This window comes from Micrococcus sp. CS26, from assembly GCF_055522295.1.
Genome location: NZ_JBVFVY010000003.1, coordinates 1 through 18359 on the forward strand (window position 1 = coordinate 1; position 18359 = coordinate 18359).

General features: G+C 73.2%; 18 protein-coding genes and 1 tRNA gene. 6 read left to right on the top strand and 13 right to left on the bottom strand.

Annotated elements, in window-relative coordinates:
* Window positions 1-113 precede the first annotated feature (113 nt).
* From ACZ1IK_RS01780 to ACZ1IK_RS01790, 3 genes are all read right to left on the bottom strand, one after another.
* Window positions 114-1247 carry a DUF2637 domain-containing protein gene (locus tag ACZ1IK_RS01780; RefSeq protein WP_044659678.1) on the bottom strand — a complete coding sequence of 378 codons (1134 nt, stop codon included), beginning with the start codon at window positions 1245-1247 and terminating at the stop codon, window positions 114-116.
* On the bottom strand, window positions 1244-1726 hold the full coding sequence (locus ACZ1IK_RS01785; protein ID WP_238693316.1) for a hypothetical protein: 483 nt from the start codon (window positions 1724-1726) through the stop codon (window positions 1244-1246). Before ACZ1IK_RS01785 ends, ACZ1IK_RS01780 begins: the two co-directional genes overlap by 4 nt.
* A gap of 368 nt (window positions 1727-2094) precedes the next feature.
* Window positions 2095-2322 (bottom strand): helix-turn-helix domain-containing protein, encoded by a 228-nt coding sequence (locus ACZ1IK_RS01790; protein WP_060974140.1) that lies wholly within the window; start codon window positions 2320-2322, stop codon window positions 2095-2097.
* A 161-nt stretch (window positions 2323-2483) separates the two neighbouring features.
* Between ACZ1IK_RS01790 and ACZ1IK_RS01795 the strand changes: the two genes are divergently transcribed.
* Complete coding sequence (locus ACZ1IK_RS01795) at window positions 2484-2747, top strand: helix-turn-helix domain-containing protein (protein ID WP_223246458.1); 264 nt, start codon at window positions 2484-2486, stop codon at window positions 2745-2747.
* On the opposite strand, the gene ACZ1IK_RS01800 is transcribed toward ACZ1IK_RS01795, so the two are convergent.
* A tRNA-Asn gene (locus tag ACZ1IK_RS01800) sits at window positions 2709-2780 on the bottom strand. The two genes, ACZ1IK_RS01795 and ACZ1IK_RS01800, sit on opposite strands and share 39 nt — an antisense overlap.
* A gap of 203 nt (window positions 2781-2983) precedes the next feature.
* Here ACZ1IK_RS01800 and ACZ1IK_RS01805 point away from each other — a divergent pair.
* The gene (locus ACZ1IK_RS01805) at window positions 2984-3649 is read left to right on the top strand and encodes a PepSY domain-containing protein (protein WP_060974139.1); all 666 of its coding nucleotides are present in this window, start codon (window positions 2984-2986) and stop codon (window positions 3647-3649) included.
* 81 nt (window positions 3650-3730) lie between these two features.
* Here the strand turns inward: ACZ1IK_RS01805 and dnaG are convergent, their stop codons facing one another.
* The 3 genes from dnaG to ACZ1IK_RS01820 form a co-directional block, all read right to left on the bottom strand.
* Window positions 3731-5641: a DNA primase gene (gene dnaG / locus ACZ1IK_RS01810; protein WP_465098260.1), complete on the bottom strand. Its 1911-nt coding sequence runs from the start codon at window positions 5639-5641 to the stop codon at window positions 3731-3733.
* A gap of 30 nt (window positions 5642-5671) precedes the next feature.
* Window positions 5672-5917, bottom strand: a complete 246-nt coding sequence (locus tag ACZ1IK_RS01815) for a hypothetical protein (RefSeq protein ID WP_060974141.1) — start codon at window positions 5915-5917, stop codon at window positions 5672-5674.
* Window positions 5918-5979: 62 nt separating this feature from the next.
* Complete coding sequence (locus tag ACZ1IK_RS01820; protein ID WP_060974137.1) at window positions 5980-6846, bottom strand: arsenic resistance protein; 867 nt, start codon at window positions 6844-6846, stop codon at window positions 5980-5982.
* Window positions 6847-6878: 32 nt separating this feature from the next.
* Here ACZ1IK_RS01820 and ACZ1IK_RS01825 point away from each other — a divergent pair, with 32 nt between their 5' ends.
* A complete protein-coding gene (locus ACZ1IK_RS01825) occupies window positions 6879-8462 on the top strand; it encodes an anthranilate synthase component I family protein (RefSeq protein ID WP_256748739.1) in 1584 nt (527 codons plus the stop codon).
* A 113-nt stretch (window positions 8463-8575) separates the two neighbouring features.
* Window positions 8576-9478: an NAD-dependent deacylase gene (locus ACZ1IK_RS01830; RefSeq protein ID WP_060973407.1), complete on the top strand. Its 903-nt coding sequence runs from the start codon at window positions 8576-8578 to the stop codon at window positions 9476-9478.
* Here the strand turns inward: ACZ1IK_RS01830 and ACZ1IK_RS01835 are convergent.
* The 3 genes from ACZ1IK_RS01835 to ACZ1IK_RS01845 all read right to left on the bottom strand — a co-directional run bounded on the left by ACZ1IK_RS01835 (window position 9405) and on the right by ACZ1IK_RS01845 (window position 12635).
* Window positions 9405-10811, bottom strand: a complete 1407-nt coding sequence (locus ACZ1IK_RS01835; protein WP_081097679.1) for a deoxyguanosinetriphosphate triphosphohydrolase — start codon at window positions 10809-10811, stop codon at window positions 9405-9407. The genes ACZ1IK_RS01830 and ACZ1IK_RS01835 overlap by 74 nt on opposite strands.
* The gene (gene dusB, locus ACZ1IK_RS01840) at window positions 10804-12099 is read right to left on the bottom strand and encodes a tRNA dihydrouridine synthase DusB (protein WP_230956166.1); all 1296 of its coding nucleotides are present in this window, start codon (window positions 12097-12099) and stop codon (window positions 10804-10806) included. The genes ACZ1IK_RS01835 and dusB overlap by 8 nt, the downstream gene beginning before the upstream one ends.
* A gap of 119 nt (window positions 12100-12218) precedes the next feature.
* The gene (locus ACZ1IK_RS01845) at window positions 12219-12635 is read right to left on the bottom strand and encodes an ankyrin repeat domain-containing protein (RefSeq protein WP_095353462.1); all 417 of its coding nucleotides are present in this window, start codon (window positions 12633-12635) and stop codon (window positions 12219-12221) included.
* 139 nt (window positions 12636-12774) lie between these two features.
* Between ACZ1IK_RS01845 and ACZ1IK_RS01850 the strand changes: the two genes are divergently transcribed.
* Together ACZ1IK_RS01850 and ACZ1IK_RS01855 are read left to right on the top strand one after the other, a co-directional pair.
* Window positions 12775-13797 (top strand): LLM class flavin-dependent oxidoreductase, encoded by a 1023-nt coding sequence (locus ACZ1IK_RS01850; protein ID WP_020628395.1) that lies wholly within the window; start codon window positions 12775-12777, stop codon window positions 13795-13797.
* Window positions 13794-15107, top strand: a complete 1314-nt coding sequence (locus ACZ1IK_RS01855; RefSeq protein WP_095353461.1) for an MFS transporter — start codon at window positions 13794-13796, stop codon at window positions 15105-15107. Before ACZ1IK_RS01850 ends, ACZ1IK_RS01855 begins: the two co-directional genes overlap by 4 nt.
* 7 nt (window positions 15108-15114) lie before the next feature.
* Here the strand turns inward: ACZ1IK_RS01855 and ACZ1IK_RS01860 are convergent, their stop codons facing one another.
* From ACZ1IK_RS01860 to ACZ1IK_RS01870, 3 genes are read right to left on the bottom strand one after another with little or no spacing between them, the layout of a single operon-like run.
* Window positions 15115-15750 carry a cation efflux transmembrane domain-containing protein gene (locus ACZ1IK_RS01860; RefSeq protein WP_465098261.1) on the bottom strand — a complete coding sequence of 212 codons (636 nt, stop codon included), beginning with the start codon at window positions 15748-15750 and terminating at the stop codon, window positions 15115-15117.
* Entirely contained in the window at window positions 15747-16883 is a 1137-nt protein-coding gene (locus ACZ1IK_RS01865) for a GNAT family N-acetyltransferase (RefSeq protein ID WP_036317592.1), read from the bottom strand. Before ACZ1IK_RS01865 ends, ACZ1IK_RS01860 begins: the two co-directional genes overlap by 4 nt.
* Window positions 16880-18262 (bottom strand): glycine--tRNA ligase, encoded by a 1383-nt coding sequence (locus ACZ1IK_RS01870; protein WP_044659691.1) that lies wholly within the window; start codon window positions 18260-18262, stop codon window positions 16880-16882. Before ACZ1IK_RS01870 ends, ACZ1IK_RS01865 begins: the two co-directional genes overlap by 4 nt.
* Window positions 18263-18359: the final 97 nt, after the last annotated feature.

Below are 18359 nucleotides of genomic sequence, written 5' to 3' on the forward strand. Positions count from 1 at the left end.
CCACGACCACGCCTCGTCCGCATGGTCACCCAGCAGCAAAAGCACGAACGCCTGGCCGGTGTTGAGTTGGCCTGTCTCCGCGACTTTCTGCGCCCACTTCATCGCTTCGATGCTCATGCCTGCTCCTCCTCGGTCCCGAATGCCTCGGCGTGCGCCTCACGGGCATCGGCCAAGCGGCGGCGCCCGGTGCGCTCTGAGCACCCGAACTTCTCTGCGACCTCCGCCGCCGAGGGCACCTGGCCCTCCTGCGCACGGGCCACGATCCATGCGGTGATGTCCGCACCCGATGCCTTCTCCACCGTCTTCGTCTCTGCGGCGACCGGCTCTGACGACGCCACGGTCTCGACGACCTCGATCCCCTGGGCGACCTGCGATTCCTCGACCACGGCCTGCGGAACCTCGCGGGCCTCGCGTTCGGTCTCGAGTTTGGCTTGACGCTCCATCCGTTCCAGCTCCTGCCGGTGCCGAGCCTCGGCCACCTCGGCCTCCCGCTCGGCCTCGCGCCGCTGGGCCTCGATCTGCCAGCGGCTCGCTGCGAGTTCGGCCTCCAGCTCCGCGCGCTGACGATCCAGCTCCGCCTGAGCCTTCAGCTGCTCTGCTTCCTCCGACACCTGCGATGCGCGCTCGGCCCGCCGCGAGTCCGGGTTCTCCACCGCGACCCGCGCCAGCTGATCCGTGGCCACGAACACCGCCACCGGAACCATCACCGCGATGAGCGCACCCACCACGGACTGCCACACGCTCGCGTTCTCAGCACTCCACGCATGCGCCCCGTTGGCGATCATCGACAGCCCCGTGAACGCCCCCAGCGCCCACCACGACGCCCGCGCGGACTCCCCTCGAGACTCGTGCACCAGTACGGAGCCTGCGTAGACCAGGATCGCCAGGTCTATGAAGACCGGCACTGCCCAATGCATGAACGGCGGCAGCCCCAGCCACGCCGCGACCTCGTACAGCGCCGCGAACGAAATGGAGAACGCCACCAGCCCGGCCACAGCGGTCCCGGCCACCACGGCCCGGATGAACCGCCCATCGTTCGGGTTGACCCGGCGCGGAAGCGTCCGAATCCCACTGTCCGTGGGCCGCGCCCCGGTGCTATCCTTTGAGTGCTCGACCAGCGTGTTCTTTGGAATGTGCACCGTCTCGGATTGAGCGTTTTCGGAAGCCCCGACAGCCTGCCCGCTGGCCGGGGCTTCCGCCCTTTTCGGCCCAGACGTTCGGGCCTCCCACATCTGCTGCGCGCTCATCGCGTGCCCTCCTCGATCTTCTTCAGCACCTCATCCAGGTCGTCCACCGCGTCCCGCAGCGTCGACCGGATCTCCGCCTGGGACTCGCCCTCGACATGCCCCACGGACCGGATCACGTGCGCCAGCGTCCGCACGCACCGCACCGAGTCCCACACGACCCCGTGCAAGTCCTCGTCTTCGACCAGCGCCTTACCCGTCGCCGGAGACACCAGCGAGGCCACCGGGGTAGCCGCCTTGATCAGCGCTGGCACCGCGGCCGCACCCGACCCGTTGAACGCAGTCAGCACACGACGCGCGCGGCCCTTCTGTTCCTCGTCGTGCCGGACCAAGTTCAGCGGCTCGATCCCGAAGTCCTCGGCCGGCATGTCCAGCACCGAGTCCAGGCCCATCTGGCCCTCGAGCACCGCCTCTGGCCCTTCGGACGACGTCGCGGCTCGCTCGCGCACCGGCTGATAGGTCTTCCCGTCCGTGCCAGTCACCCGCCGAGCGTTTCCAGGTGTCCCATTTGGGACATCTCGACCCGCCGTCGCGTCGAGTTCCCGGTGCACGGTGCTCTTAGACAACTGAGTGGCGGTTGCGATGGCGCGTGCGCTCATGCCGGCCTCACGAAGTGAGAGGACCACGTCCTGCCGATATTCCAAGGGCGGACGGAGGTGGAGGTTTCCGAACTCACGGGTCACGTAGTCGTCCCAGCTGCGGTAGCCAAGAACGGCCCAGGCCCGTCCTCGATATGCCGAACGGATGAGGTGGTAGACCGACTCCATGCCAGTCTTAATCTGGTCCGTGAGGTCACGCGCTGCCGCAGCAGTCATGGACGCGCCGTGGTCAGGGTCAACCACTGTCGCCGTCACGGCTTCCCCTCCTCGGCCTCGAACACGAAGAGGTCTCGCATCGACAACCCAAGAAAGTCAGCGACGGTCTCGAGTTCCGTGAAGGTGAAATCGCGGTGCCCGTTCATACGTGCTGACACCGATGCGCGGCTTAGACCGAGGGCTTCGCCCAGGTCCCCCATGCTTTTGTCGGCCAGGGCCAACCTGGAGCGGATTTGCAGAGTTAACTGCTTCTGTCTCGTCATGGCCACCAGTGTTGTGCTACCCGCAACACTGGTCAAGCCGTATGTTGCTTATGTAGCAATTTTTTTTCGTATCCCATGACGACTGGCCTGCCCTTCGCTACGCTGGACACATGGATGAGTCAGAAATCAAGACCGCGCTCCTCGCGGAGATCCGCGCCTGGATGGGCCGCCGGCAGGTCAACCAGTCCGACATGGCCCGGCACATGGGCCTGACACGCAGCGCGGTCAGCCGGCGGATGAGCGGACAGCAGGACTTCACGTTCCCCGAACTGGCCTCGATCGCGGGGTGGCTCGACATCACGCTCGCTGAACTGTTCGGCCCGGTCGTCCTCCAGGCACGAAGAAGCCCCCGCACCGACATGGTCGGTGCAGGGGCCTCAGGATCGCTCCCCCGGTTGGATTCGAACCAACAACCCTTCGATTAACAGTCGAATGCTCTGCCGTTGAGCTACGGGGGAATGTGCCGCGAACCGCCGGAGCCGTTCGGACAACGGATGGAACTCTACCAGAGCCCCTGCCTGCGCGCCACCCGGCCGCGGGGCGCCGTCGTCGTCCTACCCACGCCCGGGGACCGGGCCCTTGCCAGGCACGGTTCCGGCGGGCCTACGGTGCGCGGACACCCCAAAACCATCAGGAACGGACCCGAAGGAGAGACGTGTCCATGACCATCACGACCCTCACACGCAAGACCGCCCTGACCGGCACGGGCATGCTCGCCGCCCTCGCCCTCGCGGCCTGCGGCACCACCTCCGACAACGGCGACGACGGCTCCGCCTCGCCGGGGGTCGACGCCTCCTCGGCGGTGGCGAGCACCCCCACCACGGACGACGCGTCGGGCTCGGCGTCGTCATCAGCCTCCTCCGCTTCGGCCTCGTCGACGGCCGCCGCGGCCGGCAGCGGCTCGGCCACCGGCCAGGCCGACGAGCCCGCCTACGCGGTGATCGACGCGGTCCTGGAGAAGTACGCCGACGGCATCATCGTCGCGGTGGATGCCAACGACGATGACACGACCTGGGAGGTCGACGTCGTGGTGGGCGAGGGGGCCAAGGAGCTGGACGTCACCGCCGACGGCGACATCACCGAGACCGATCGCGAGTCGGATCCCGAGGACGTCCAGAAGGCGAAGGAGGCCGAGGTCACCGCCCAGCAGGCCCTCGACACCGCCCGGGAGGGCCGTGACGGGGTGACCCTGGACGAGATGGACCTGGAGGACGACAACGGCACCCTCCAGTGGGAGGTCCGGTTCGATCGCGAGGACGGCTCCGACGGCCCCGAGGTCGAGATCGACGCCACGTCCGGCGAGGTGCTCACGGTCGACGAGCGCTGACGCCGCGCGGCCGACGGGCCGCCGTTTCCCGAACGAAAACGCGCCTGGAGCCGCCGTTTCCCGAACGAAAACGGGTGGGGGTCAGTCGTCGGCTCGGAGGGCCCGGCGGCGCGCCTCCAGTTCCATGAGCTCGCTGTTGAGGCGGGTGAACTCGGCGGGGTCGCCCTCGGGGCCGAGCCGCTGCAGGCGCCCGAGCAGCTCCTCCTTGCGGTGCACGATCTGCAGGGCGAACAGGCGGTTCATGATGTCCCGGCAGTACCGGTCCACATCCTCGGGAGTGCGGGCGGGCAGGTCGCGGACGGCCAGCTCGGAGACGACGCCGGCCACCTCCTGGGGCACGGCGTCCCGCACGGCGTCCACCCAGCGCTGCGGTGTCGCCCCCGCCGACCCGGCCACCTTCACGCCCTGGTGGACGGCGGCGTACTGCGGGACCGTGAAGCGGGCGGCGTACAGCGCGGTCCACTGCTCCGCGGAGAGCAGGGTCGGATGCTGCAGCACCACCTCGAGGGACTCCCGCTCGCGGCGGGCGACGGGGTCGCGCGGATCCACCGGCACCACGATCCGCGGCGCCGGGGCGGCAGCCTCCCCGTGGCGGCCCGTGGGCCCGATCGCCTGCCCGTCGTCCGCCGGGGCCGGCCGCGCCTCGGGCTCGGGCCCCCGCCGCGGCGCGCGCCCGGCCGCGGCCACGGCGCGGTGCACGGCGTTCGGGTCGAGGCCGAGCCAGCCGGCCAGCTCCCGCTCGTAACCGGGACGCAGGACGGCGTCCTTGATGCCCGCCACGATCGGAGCGGCATGGCGCAGGGCGCCGGCGCGGCCCTCCACGGTGTCGAGGTCGTAGTCCTTGAGCCCGGCCCGGATCGCGAATTCGAAGAGCGGCCGCCGCGAGGCGATGAGCGCGCGCACGGCCTCGTCGCCCTTCTGCATGCGCAGGTCGCACGGGTCCATGCCGCTGGGCTCCACGGCCACGAACGTCTTGGCGAGGAACCGGTGGTCCTCGTCGAACGCCTTGAGGGCGGCCTTCTGCCCGGCCTCGTCGCCGTCGAAGGTGAAGATCACCTCGCCGCCCGTGCCGTCGTCGGAGATCAGGCGGCGGGCCACCTTGATGTGGTCCGCGCCGAACGCGGTGCCGCACGTGGCCACGGCCGTGCCGACGCCGGCCAGGTGGGCCGCCATCACGTCCGTGTAGCCCTCGACGAGCACCAGCTGGCGTTCCTTGGCGATCGTGCGCTTGGCCAGGTCGATGCCGTAGAGCACCTGGGACTTCTTGTAGAGCGGCGTCTCGGGGGTGTTCAGGTACTTGGGGCCGGGATCGTCGTCGTAGAGCTTGCGGGCGCCGAAGCCGATGGTCGCGCCGGTCATGTCCCGGATGGGCCAGAGCAGGCGGCCGCGGAACCGGTCGTACAGGCCGCGCTGTCCCTCGGACACCAGCCCGGAGGCGCGCAGCTCCTCGTCCCGGAAGCCGCGCTGCCGGAGGTGGTCCAGCAGATGCGACCACCCCTGCGGGGCGTACCCGAGGCCGAACTGCACCGCGTGCTCCTGCGTGAACCCGCGCTGGGTGAGGAAGTCGCGGGCGGCCTGGGCCTCGGGCGAGCCGAGGGCCCGACGGAAGAACTCGTCCGCCACCTTGTTCGCCTCGAACAGGCGACGACGGCGCCCCGTCTCCGCCTTGTCCGGGCCGGTGCCGCCGTCCTCGTAGTGCAGCTCCACCCCCACCCGGGACGCCAGTCGCTCCACGGTCTCCATGAACGTGGTGTGTTCAAGTTCCATGAGGAAGCTGATGACGTCCCCGTGCGCGCCGCATCCGAAGCAGTGATAGGTGCCCACGCCGGGGCGCACGTGGAACGACGGCGTCCGCTCGTCGTGGAACGGGCACAGCCCCTTGAACGAGCCCACGCCCGCCGAGCGCAGGGTGACGAACTCCTCCACCACGGCCTTCAGGTCCGTGCGCTCGCGGACGAGGTCGATGTCCTTGCGCACGATCAGTCCAGCCATGCGGACCATTCTAGGGACGGGGCGGGGCGGTCAGCCCCGAGCGGAACCGCCCTGCGTGGATGGCTCGGTCTCCGCTGCGGCCTGTGCAGGACCGGTCCCTGCCGCGCGGGACGCTTCGGTCCGCGCCGCGTCCACTCCCTCGGACGCGGGGCGCCCGGTGGCGGGGTCGATGACGGGCAGTGCGCCGGTGGCCGCCTCGACCAGCGGATGGAACAGCGCGGCCGACGCCAGGCCGCCGTGACGGCGGCGCGCCGAGGACACGAACGAGAGGCTCATGTCGCCCACCATAGCCACCCGGGACCGTGATTCCGGTCACGGTTAGGCAACATTCTGGGCGGTCAGGTCACGGTTCGACCCGCGCCCGCCCCCGCGGACTGCCCGTGCAGCGGCAGCAGCCGGGGCACCAGGCGGACGAGGCTCACCATCGCCCCGAGCTCCACGAGCGTCTGCGTCACCACCACGAGCGGGGCCGGGTCCAGGCTCGCCGGCAGGGCCAACGCCAGCGGCAGCACGACCAGGGAGTTCCGCGTCGCGCCCGAGGACACGAGCGCTCGTCCTGCGGGCACATCGAGGCGCGCCCACCGCGCAGCCACCACACCGAGGGCCACCATCACGACGGCGAACGCCACGAACAGGGGCACGACGGCGGCCAGCGCGGGCAGCCGTTCCCCCACCCCGCGGATCTGCGAGGCGACCACCGTGAACAGCGTGACGACCATGAGCGGGACCATCGCCACCGTGAACCCGCGCACCACCCCGGCCGCCGTGTCCCGCACCCCACCGCGGCCGCGCACCGCACCCCACTGGAGCAGCGCCGCGAGCGCGAGCGGCACCAGAATCAGCATGACCAGAGCACGGACGAAGGGCCCGACGTCGACCGCGGCCACCGCCGCCCCGCCCGCGAGTGCGGTGAACGCGATGACGTAGTCCACGCACGGGGCCAGCAGCACGAGGAGCACGCCCACGAGCAGCGCGTCGTCGTGGGCCACGAACCGGCTCAGCCCGAACACCACCGCCGGCACCACCACGAAGTTCAGGACCAGCAGTGCCCCGAGGAACCTGCCGTCCCGCAGCCCCGCGCCCAGCGCGGCGAACGGCACCGCCAGGAACGTCGCCAGCAGGAGCAGCGCGAGGACCGGCTCGACGAGCACCGCCCACGCGTCGGCCCCGGGCACGGCCCACCCGACGACGGCGCCCGCGGCGATCCCGGCGGGGGCTGACCCCTACGCTGGGGGCCATGCCCACCGCCCCCGCACCGTCCGAGGCCGCTGCCACCCCGTTGCACGTGGCCGTGCGCACGCTCGACGCCGCGGCGCTCGCGGCGGCCGGGCACACGGCGGCGACCGCCGTGGCCGCGGTCTATGCGCACGCCGTCGTGCGCGGGGCCGCGTCGTTCTGGCTGGACTCCGCTCTGCCGGACCCGGCCGAGGCGCGCTGGTCCGTGGCGGGCGACGGGCTGGACGTGCTCGGCGAGGAGCAGGGTCGCGTGCCCTCCCCTGGCCCGCGGCTGGTCCGGCACGACGACCCCGCCGATCCGGACCGCGCGTGGGCGGACCTCGGGGCCGCGGCCGCGCCCCGGTCGGTGGTCGGCGGCGAGGGCCTGCCCCTGCGCGGCGGCCTGGTCGGCTGGCTCGGCTACGAACTTGGCATGGCGGATTTGGGGGTGTCCCCGCCCTCACGCCGACCCGAGGACCCCGCGCCCCTGCCCGCGCAGTTCTGGGTGCGCCCGTCCCGCTACGTCGTGGCCGACCACGCGGCCGGGGTGCTGCACTGCTGCGCCGTCTCCCTCGATCCGACCACCGCGGAGGCCGGGGCCGACCGCTGGGCGGCGGACGTGCGCCGCGCCCTCGCCGCGGCCCGCCGCGCTCTCGAGACGGCGGCGGGCGACGTCGTCGTGCCCCCGCCGCGGGACGCCGGCCCGGGGCCGCGGGCCGATGAGGAGGCGCCGGGCACGTGGCGCGAGGACCGGGCGGCGTACGCCGAGCAGATCGCCCGTTGCCGCGCCGCGCTGCATGCCGGCGACTCCTACGAGCTGTGCCTGACCACCCGCTTCGACGCCGATCCCGGGCTGCGCGTGAACCCGCTGGTCCTGTTCCACGAGCTCGCCGCGCACCAGCCGGCCCCGTACGCGGCGCTGCTGGAGCACGGCACGGGCGCCCGCCGGTGGGCCGTGGTCTCTGCCTCACCGGAGCGGTTCCTCGCCGGGCGCGAGGGCCGGTACAGCACCAAGCCGATCAAGGGCACGGCCGCCCGCCTGCCGGACCCGGCCGGGGACGCCGAGGCCGCCCGCGCGCTCGCCGCCGACCCCAAGACGCGCGCCGAGAACCTCATGATCGTGGACCTGCTGCGCAACGACCTCTCCCGGGTGTGCGAGCCCGGCTCCGTGCAGGTGCCCTCCCTCATGGCGGTGGAGAGCTACGCGAGCGTCCACCAGCTCGTCTCCACGGTCACGGGCACGGCACGGGCCGGCGTCGAGCCCGTGGACGTGGTGCGGTCGCTGTTCCCCGGCGGGTCGATGACGGGCGCGCCGAAGCGCCGCAGCGTCGAGCTGCTGGCCGCGTGGGAGGCCTCCCCGCGCGGGGTCTACTCCGGGGCGCTGGGGATGCTGAGCGCGGACGGGACGACGTCGTTGTCCGTCGTGATCCGCACGGCCGTGCTCGCCGGGGGCCGCTGGTCCGTGGGGGCCGGCGGGGCGATCGTCGCGGACTCTGACCCGGCCGCCGAGCACGACGAGGTCCTCCTCAAGGCCCGCGGCCTGCGCCGGGCCCTCGCCCGCGCCGCCGGCACGGGCCTGCCGACGACGGCGCCCGACATCGCCTGACCCCACCCTGTGGTTCGGGGGCGATATTCGGCGGTATTCCGACGGAATAACGCCGCAAACCGCCCCCGAACAAGGGGAGGCGACCACCCGTGCGGCCTGCCTAGGCTGGGGACATGGCCGATCCGCACCCCGTCCTCGCCGCCTCCGCCCCCGACCTCGACCCTGACGCGCTGGACGCCGTCCGCGCGCTCGTGGCCGCCGCCGAGCGTCCCGTGGTGCTCTCCGGGGCGGGGATGAGCGCCGAGTCCGGCATCCCCACGTTCCGCGACGCCCGGACCGGCCTGTGGGAGCGATTCTCCGCGGAGGAGCTCGCCACGGAGGAGGCGTTCCTCGCCGATCCCGCGCTTGTGTGGTCCTGGTACCGGTGGCGTGCCCGGATGGTGCGAGCCCGCCGACCCAACCCGGGGCACGACGCCGTCGCCGCCTGGCAGCGCCGCACACCCGGTCTGGAGGTGGTCACCCAGAACGTGGACGACCTGCACGAGCGCGCCGGCGCCCGGGTCCTCGCACACCTGCACGGCTCCCTGTTCGAGCACCGCTGCGCCGAATGCTGGGCCCCCGCCGACGTCGACCCGGGCGCGCCCGCGGACGAGGCGACGGCCGGCTCCGAGGCCGACCTCGAGGCGATGCTCCGCGAGGCACCGCCGGCCTGCACCGTGTGCGGGGACGGGCTGATCCGCCCGGGGATCGTGTGGTTCGGGGAGATGCTGCCGGCCGAGCCCTGGGACCGGGCGTTCGCCGCGCTCGAGGACTGCGACCTGTGCGTCGTCGTCGGCACCTCGGGCATCGTCCAGCCGGCGGCGTCCCTGCCGTTCGTGGCGCTGGGGGCCGGGGCCGCCGTCGTCGAGGTGAATCCGGTGGAGACCGAGCTGAGCGGCGCGGTCACGCACGTCCTGCGGGGTCCCGCCGGCGCGGTGCTTCCCGCGCTGCTGGACCCGCCGGTCAGAGCCAGACGCGCCGGAACTCCGCGCCCTGCACCAGGGTGTGATGCCACTCGACGGCGGTCGAATCGGTGAGCGAGGCGATCTGGTCGATCACCACGCGCCGCCGGGCTGCGTCGTCGGGGGCCTGCGCCCAGTCGAACGCGAACATCGGCTCGAGGTACCGGTCCCCCGTCGCGTCGAGCAGCGTCACGAGCTCCGCGAGCACCTCGCGCTGCCGCGCGTAGAGCGGCTGGCGCTGCTCGGCGGTCATCACGTAGGCCGCCGCGATGCCCTTCATCACGGCGATCTCGGTCTCCGTCTCCTCGGGCACCACGACGTCGGCGCCGTGGCGGGTGAGCGGCTCGTTGCCGAACACCTGACGCGTGGCGTCGAAGGCGGCGCTGCAGAACCGGCCGATCAGCTGGCTCGTCATGTCCTTCATCGCCGCCAGCGCCCGCCGGGAGCCGTCCATCTCGGAGACCCACACGTCGGTGGCCTCGAGGCGGGCCAGGGCCGCGTCGACCTCGGCCGGGTCCGTGTGCGGCAGGTACCACTGGCGGGTGGTCTCCACGACGCGCTCCCGGTGCTCCGGGATGGCCAGCCACTTGAGCTGGAACACGGCGTTGACCACGCCGTCCTCGACGTCGTGCACGGAGTAGGAGATGTCGTCCGCGAGGTCCATGACCTGGGCCTCCATGGACGTGCGCGTGCCGGGCACCCCGGCGCGGAACCAGCGGAACACGGGCAGGTCGTCCTCGTAGACGCCGAACTTGCGCGAGCGCGTGCCGTCGGGGCGCAGCGGGGCGTCCTCACGGGTCCACGGGTACTTGCATGCGGCGTCGAGGGCGGCGCGCGTGAGGTTCAGGCCCGCGGAGGAGCCGTCCGCGAAGAGCTTCTTCTGCTCGAGGCGGGCCAGCAGGCGCAGGGTCTGGGCGTTGCCCTCGAAGCCGCCGACGTCCTCGCTGAGCGCGTCGAGCGCCTTCTCCCCGTTGTGCCCGAAGGGCGGGTGGCCGAGGTCGTGGGACAGGCAGGCGGTGTCCACGAGGTCGGGGTCGCAGCCCAGCGACCGGCCGAGCTCACGCCCCACCTGCGCCACCTCGAGCGAGTGCGTCAGGCGGGTGCGGGCGAAGTCGTCCGCGTCCGGGGCGACCACCTGGGTCTTGGCCCCCAGCCGGCGCAGGCCCGCGGAGTGCAGCACGCGGGCACGATCCCGCTCGAAGTCCGAGCGGTACGAGGACTTGGGCGGCTCGGGCAGCCACCGCTCCCGGTCCCACGGCGTGTAGCCGGGGGTCTGCACGGCGCGGCCGGCATACGGGGGCCGGCCTTCCGGGCCGAACAGCACCGGCTGGTGGGCGGCGCCGGTCCAGGGCGACGACGGCGCGGCGGGCGTTCCGGCGGCGGGCTCCGGCGTCGTGGGCTCAGCCACCGGAGACGTCCAGCTCGGCGGCCTGGATCATGGCCTGCTGCTCGGCATTGAGCTCGCGGGAGTCGAGCCAGCCGTCCGGCAGGTGCGGGCGCTTGGGGGCGCCGGCCCGGCCGCGCGGGCCCTCGGCGGCCTCGCCCGGGTAGGGCTGGCCCCGGTCCACGCGGGCGAGGATCTCGCCCAGCGTGGCCAGGTCCGGGACGGTGGACAGCGCGGTGCGGATCTCCGAGCCCACGGGGTAGCCCTTGAAGTACCAGGCCACGTGCTTGCGGATGTCCCGCAGCGCCTTCGTCTCGTCGCCGCCGAAGGTGTCCACGAGCAGCTCGGCGTGGCGGTACAGCGTGTCCGCGACCATGCCCAGGGTCGGCTGGAACCGGTCCTGGCGGCCCTCGAACGCGGCCTGCAGGTCCCCGAACAGCCAGGGCCTTCCCTGGCAGCCGCGGCCGATCACGACGCCGTCCACGCCGGTCTGCTCGACCATCGCGATGGCGTCCTCCGCGGACCAGATGTCGCCGTTGCCGAGCACGGGGATGTCCGGCAGGGCCTCGCGCAGCCGGGCGATGTCGTCCCACACGGCGGTGCCCGAGTAGAACTGGCGGGTGGTGCGGCCGTGGAGGGCGACGGCGGCGACGCCGAGGTCGCGGGCCGTGCGGCCGGCGTCGAGGAAGGTCAGGTGGTCCTCGTCGATGCCGCGGCGCATCTTCACGGTCACCGGGATGTCCTTCTTGGCCGCCTCGGTCACGGCCGCCTTGACGATGGAGGCGAACAGCTCCGCCTTCCACGGCAGGGCGGAGCCGCCGCCGCGCCGGGTCACCTTGGGCACGGGGCAGCCGAAGTTCATGTCGATGTGGTCGCAGCGGTCCTCCTCGACCAGCATGCGCACGGCGGCACCCGTGGTGACCGGGTCCACGGAGTAGAGCTGCACGGAGCGGGGCACCTCGTCCGGGTCGTGCTGGATGATCCGCATCGACTCGGGCTTCCGCTCGACCAGCGCGCGGGCCGTGACCATCTCGTTGACGTAGAGGCCGCCACCGTACTCGCGGCACAGGCGGCGGAACGCCGTGTTGGTGATGCCGGCCATCGGGGCGAGCACCACGGGGACGTCGATGGTCAGCGGCCCCAGCCGCAGCGGGGGCAGGGCCAGGCGGTCCGTCGTCGGGGCGGGGTGGCGGGCCTCGTGGAGCTGATCGTCGTCGGCGATGCGCCGACCCGCGCCGGCGGACTTGGCGTAGTGCGCGACGTCGTCGGCGTCGGTCACCGCCGCGGCGGGGAGGGTGTGGGAAGAAGTCATGTCGGACCCCATTCTTCCATTCCGCCCGGCACCCGCGTCACCGTGCCCCACGACGAGGCCCGCTGGGAGGCGATCACCGAGGCACCCCGCCGGGACGGGCAGACCATCCTCCCGGCGGGTCAGGCCTCCGACGCCGGCGCCGCGTCCTCGCCGTCGAGCACCGCCAGCAGGTCCGCACCGGCGAACATCTGAGCGGTCTGGCGCGCCGAGGGGGTGCCCGCGTCCGGGTCCGCCCCGGCAGCCAGCAGATGCCGCATCGAGGCGACATCCCGCTTGAACGTGGCGCAGGTCAGGGCGCGCTGGCCGCGATCGTTGGCGTGCTCGATCTCGGCGCCGGCCTCGATCAGCATCGCCACCGTGTCCGGGTGCTGGTGATAGGCGGCGAGCGTGAGGAAGGAGTCGCCCGCGTGGTTGCGCAGGCGCGTGCTCACCCCGGCGTCCAGGTATGCCTTCAGCTGGGCCGTGTCCCCGTCCCGCGCCATGTCGAAGAGCCGGTTCGCCAGCTCGATGTCCTTCTCGCTCCACTGCTCACTCATGCCCGCCAGTATGGCGGACGCCGCGACGATCGACCGCTCCGCAGCGACATCTCCGCGGGTCTGCCCGCAGGTGATGTCGCCGGCCGGCGGTCAGACGAGCACCGGGAACAGCCCCGCCCGCCCCGCGGTTGCACCCGGCATGACCCGCAAGCACCTCGGCTTCCTCAACTTCGGCCACTGGATCCACCGTCCCGGCGCCGAACCGGACGCGCGGCAGGCCCTCGACGACGTCGTCGCCATGGCCGTGGCCGCCGAGGACGCCGGACTCGACGGCGCCTGGCTCCGCGTCCACCACTTCCAGCGGATGTTCTCCTCGCCGTTCCCGATCCTCGCCGCGATGGCCGCCCGCACCGAGCGGATCAGCCTCGGCACCGGCGTGATCGACCTGCGGTATGAGAACCCCCTGTACATGGCCGAGGCCGCGGCCACCACGGACCTCATCTCCGGCGGCCGGCTCGAGCTCGGCGTCTCCCGCGGCTCACCCGAGGCCGCCCTCGACGGCCAGGCGCAGTTCGGCTACGCCCTCGACGAGGGGCAGACCTGGGCCGACGTGACCCGAGAGCGCGGACGCCGGTTCCTCTCGGCCGTGCGCGGCGAGGGCATCGCAACGCCGGACCTCACCTCCGGCTGGGCGCACAGCTCGCAGCCGCTGCGGATCGAGCCGCACTCCCCCGGGCTCGCGGACCGCATCTGGTGGGGGTCCGGCTCCGTGGGCTCGGTGGCCGGCGCCGCCACGGACGGCTACAACATGCTCTCCTCCACCCTGCTCCTGCAGGACGACGGCCGCCCCTTCCACGTCCAGCAGGCCGACCAGATCGCGCGCTACCGGGAGGCCTTCGCCGCGGCCGGCCACGCCGGTCCGGGCCGCACGGCGGTCACGCGCTCCGCGTTCGTCATCCAGGACCGGGAGGACGAGCTGTACTTCGGCCGGGAGCGGGCCTCGCGCGACTCCTCCGGCATGCTCGAGGGCGGCGCCGCCCGCTCCGGCCCGACCTATGCCGGGTCCGCCGAGGAGGTCGCGGAGAAGCTCGCCGCCGACGACGCCGTCGCCGCCGCCGACTGGGTCCTGTTCGCCAACCCCAACCAGCTCGGGGTCGAGTACAACGCGAAGATCTTCGCCGGCTGGGCGGAGGTCTGGCGCCTGCTCGGCTGGGATGCATGAGCCAGGCCGCGCCGCACGTTCCGGCCGCCGACGGGTTCACCCGAGCCCGTCGCGCGCGCTGGGCCGTCACCGCCGCCTTCGCGACGAACGGCGCCCTGCTCGGCGCGCTCATCCCGCACTACCCGGAGGCCAAGGCCGCGTTCGGCCTGGACCCGGCCGCGTTCGGCCTGCTCGTCATCGCGCTCGCCGTGGGCGGCACGCTCGCCGGGCCCCTGCCCGCGCCGATCCTGCGCCGGTTCGGCGCCCGACGCGTCATGCTCGCCGGCAGCGTGGCCATCGCCCTGCTCACGACGGCGGCCGGTCTCGTCCTCGACGTCGCCGGGGCGGGTGCGGGGGCCGGGCACGGTGCGGGCACGGCCGCGGCCTGGCCGCTGTGGGTCTTCGCGGGCCTCGTCCTGGCCTCGGGGGTGCTCGACGCCGTCGTGGACACCGCCCAGAACGCGCAGGGCCTGCAGGTGCAGGCCCGGCTGGCCCGGCCCGTGCTCACGACCATGCACGCCGGCTGGAGCCTCGGGGCGGCCGCCGGTGCCGGGCTCGGTGCGGCGGTCATCACCGTGGGCGGCCCCGCGGCCCTGCACCTGGGGCTCAACGGCGCCGTGTGCGTCGCGGTGCTGCTGGGGGTCCGGCGCCTGTTCCTGGCGGAGGCTCCCGTGGACTCGGCGTCCGCCCGCGGCGCCGCGGATCAGTCACCCGCACCGTCGGAGACGTCCACGCCGCCTGCCCCGGCCGCCCAAGCCCTCCCCCGCCGCGCCGCCGTGGCCGTGCTCGTCCCCGCCGTGGTGATCGCGATGGCCGGGTTCGGCGTGGAGGAGTTCGGCAACGCGTGGGCCACCCTGTTCCTGATCACGGAGCGCGGCCTGGATCCGGCCGCGGCGGTGCTCGGCGCGTCGACGCTGCTGGGCGCGCAGTTCGTCGGACGCCTCGCGGGCGACCGAACCCTCACCGCCCTGGGACGCCGCGGGGCGCTGACGGCGGGGCTGGGCGCCGTCGTCGTGGGGCTGGGGCTGGCCCTGGCGCCGCTGCCCGAGCCGGTGGCCGTGCCTGCCGCGTTCGCGGGGCTGGCCCTGGCGGGGCTCGGCTGCGCCGTGGTGGTGCCCGTGGCCTATGCGCTCGGCGACGAGGCGCCCGGGCTCCGGCCGCAGACCGGGCTGGCGGTGACGAGCTGGTGCATGCGGCTGGCCGGGGTTGGGCTCAGCCCGGCGGTCGGGGCGCTGGCCGGCGCCGTCGGTCTTGCACCGGCGCTGACGGTGTTCCTGGGCCTGGCCGCCGTCGGGGCGGTGCTCGCCGCCCGGCTGCCCGCCGCCCCGTAGGAACCGCTCAGTCGTCGTCGACCTCGCCGGCGAGGGCCTGGGCCGCCAGGTGCTCCTCGGTCGCGGCCTCCCAGATCTCCTTGGCGGCGGAGCCGTTGAGCAGCACGAGAAGCACGCCCACGATGATGTCCGCCCAGCCCGACGCCGTCAGCACCGTGATCCCGGACAGGGCGATCAGCACGACGCCGGCCACGAGGTCGTTGTGCGCCGCGAGCCAGGCCGCCCGGGTGAGGGAGCCGCCGTCGACGCGGACGCGGGCCAGCAGGACCACGCACACGATGTTCACGAGGAGCGAGCCGACGGCCGCCCCCAGCAGCACGCCCGCGGCCGGCGGCTCGGGGTCGCCGATCTTCGTGGCCGCCATGACGAGCGCCGCCACGGCCGGCAGCACGATGATCCCGGCCATGACCTTGCCGATGACCGCCTGCCGGGCCGCCGTCCACCCGAGCGCCACGAAGATCAGCAGGTTGACGGCGAAGTCCTCGAAGAAGTCGACGGAGTCCGCCACGAGGGCCACCGAGCCGATCCCCACCGCCAGGATGATCTCGACCACCAGGTAGGCGCCGTTGAGCAGGGCCACCGCCAGGACGGTGCCCCGCAGGGTGCGGGTGCGCCGGCGGTCCGCTACGGCCGCCCGGTTCACGCGCCCGGCGCGTCGTCCACGAACACGTACGTGTCCACCAGCGTCCGCGCCGCGTTGCCGCCGATGAGCCCGTCCACGATCCGCTCCAGCGGGGCCATCGCCTCGTCCACCTCGATCTGCACGGGGTACTGGGCCACGAGCAGGGCGAGCAGGTCGGCCACGGCCTGCAGCGCGTCCTCCTCCCCCAGCTCCGGATCCCAGCCCACGAGCACATCGGCCGGCGCGTCCTGGCGCTCCGGGGTGTAGGACACCGCGAACGCGCGGATGCGCCCGCCCTCGGCCTTCGGCGCGTCGCGGAGCACGACGGCGCCCGCGGCCCCGGTGGCCGGGCCCAGCAGCAGCTGCTGGGCGGCCCCGACGCTCAGGGTCGACGGGTCCCACGCGTGCACGGCGTCATAGAACGCGGCGACCGCCTGCGTCAGCTCGACGGAGCCGGTCGAGGCCTCCTCGAGGACCACGCCGTCCGGGTGCTCCTCCCCGCGCACATCCGGCAGGCCGATGGCCCCCGGGGCGATCGCGACGCGGCGGGAGCGCTGCACGGGGGTGAAGCCCTGGGCCACGAGGAACGCCTCGGTGCCGGCGGCCAGTGCGGCGGTCTGGGACCGCACGGCCTCCGTGTCCACGGGCGGGCGGCCCGTCGCACCGTCGGCCTCGGTCTGCGGGTCGGCGCCGGCCACTCCGGGCACCAGGGCGTCCTTGGCGAACCGAGCCTTCAGAGCCGTCGTCGGGATGGCGCCGGCGGCGTGCGCCTCCGCGGCGAGCCCCCGCAGGGCCGCCACGAGCGCCCGGCCGATGCCCCGGCGCCGCTCGGCAGCCGCGGTCTCGACGTACAGCCACAGCCGCCGCGGGTGCACGGACGAGGCATAGACGACGCCGGCCGCCACCGGCACCCCGGCGGCCTCGGCCACGAGCGCGCGGCGCCAGGGCCGTTCCGCGTCCTCGGCGAGCATCGCCCGGTCCTGGTGCTGCTGCGCGTTGGCCGGGTCACCCCACACCTCGAGCAGGGCCAGGTCGTCCCCGGGCCGCCAGGGACGCAGCACGATCTCCCCGCCGGCGACCGCGGCGGAGTCGAACAGCGCGCCGCCGTCGTCGTGTCCCGCGGCCCCGGCCGCTCCCGTCACGTCCCCGCTCACTTGACCAGGCGCTCCAGCAGGTAGGACTTCACCTGGGACAGCGCCACGCGCTCCTGGGCCATGGTGTCCCGCTCGCGGATGGTCACGGCCTGGTCCTCGAGGGTGTCGAAGTCCACGGTGATGCAGAACGGGGTGCCGATCTCGTCCTGGCGGCGGTAGCGACGGCCGATCGCGCCGGAGTCGTCCGTCTCGATGTTCCACAGGCCGCGCAGCTCCGCGGCGAGGGACTGGGTGGCCGGCTGCAGCTCGGGCTTCTTGGACAGCGGGAGCACGGCGGCCTTGACCGGGGCCAGGCGCGGGTCCAGCTTGAGCACGGTGCGCACGTCCACCCCGCCCTTGGCGTTCGGGGCCTCGTCCTCGGCATAGGCGTCCACGAGGAACGCCATCATGGCGCGGGTCAGGCCGAAGGACGGCTCGATCACGTACGGGGTGTAGTGCTCGTTGTTGGCCTGGTCGAAGTACTGCATCTTGGTGCCCGAGTGCTCGGTGTGCCGGCCCAGGTCGTAGTCGGTGCGGTTCGCGATGCCCATCAGCTCGCCCCAGCCGTCGCCGCCGGTGAAGCCGAAGTCGTACTCGAGGTCGATCGTGGCGTCCGAGTAGTGCGCCCGCTCGTCCGCGGGGACGTCGAACTTGCGCAGGTGCGCGGGGTCGATGCCGAGGTCGATGAACCAGTCCCAGCAGTCCTCGACCCAGCGGTCGAAGTGCTGGCCCGCCTCGGCCGGCGGCACGAAGTACTCGATCTCCATCTGCTCGAACTCACGGGTGCGGAAGATGAAGTTGCCCGGGGTGATCTCGTTGCGGAACGCCTTGCCGATCTGGCCGATGCCGAACGGCGGCTTCTTCCGGGCCGCGCCCAGAACGTTGAGGAAGTTCACGAAGATGCCCTGCGCCGTCTCCGGGCGCATGTAGTGCAGGCCCTCCTCGTTGTCCACGGGGCCGAGGTAGGTCTTGACCAGGCCCGAGAACAGCTGCGGTTCGGTCCAGGCGCCCTGGGTGCCGCAGTCCGGGCACACGATCTCGGCCATGCCCTCGGCCGGCCGGCCCTTCTTGGCCTCGAACGCCTCGAGCAGGTGGTCCTGGCGGTGGCGCCTGTGGCACTGGGTGCACTCCACGAGCGGGTCGGTGAAGGTCTCGACGTGGCCGGAGGCCTCCCACACCGCGCGCGGCAGGATGATGGAGGAGTCCAGGCCCACCATGTCCTCACGGGAGCGCACGAAGGTCTTCCACCACTCGGCCTTGATGTTCTCCTTCAGCTCCACACCCAGGGGCCCGTAGTCCCACGCGGAGCGCGAACCGCCGTAGATCTCACCGGCCTGGAACACGAAGCCTCGGCGCTTGGCGAGGTTGATGACGTTGTCCAGCGGGGACTTGGCAGCCATGGGGGCATCACTTCCGTACTCATCGGCGGGGCGGGAGGGGATCACGACGACGACGGCACCCGGCCGCCTCCGACGCGGCGGGCCCGTTCCGGCGCGG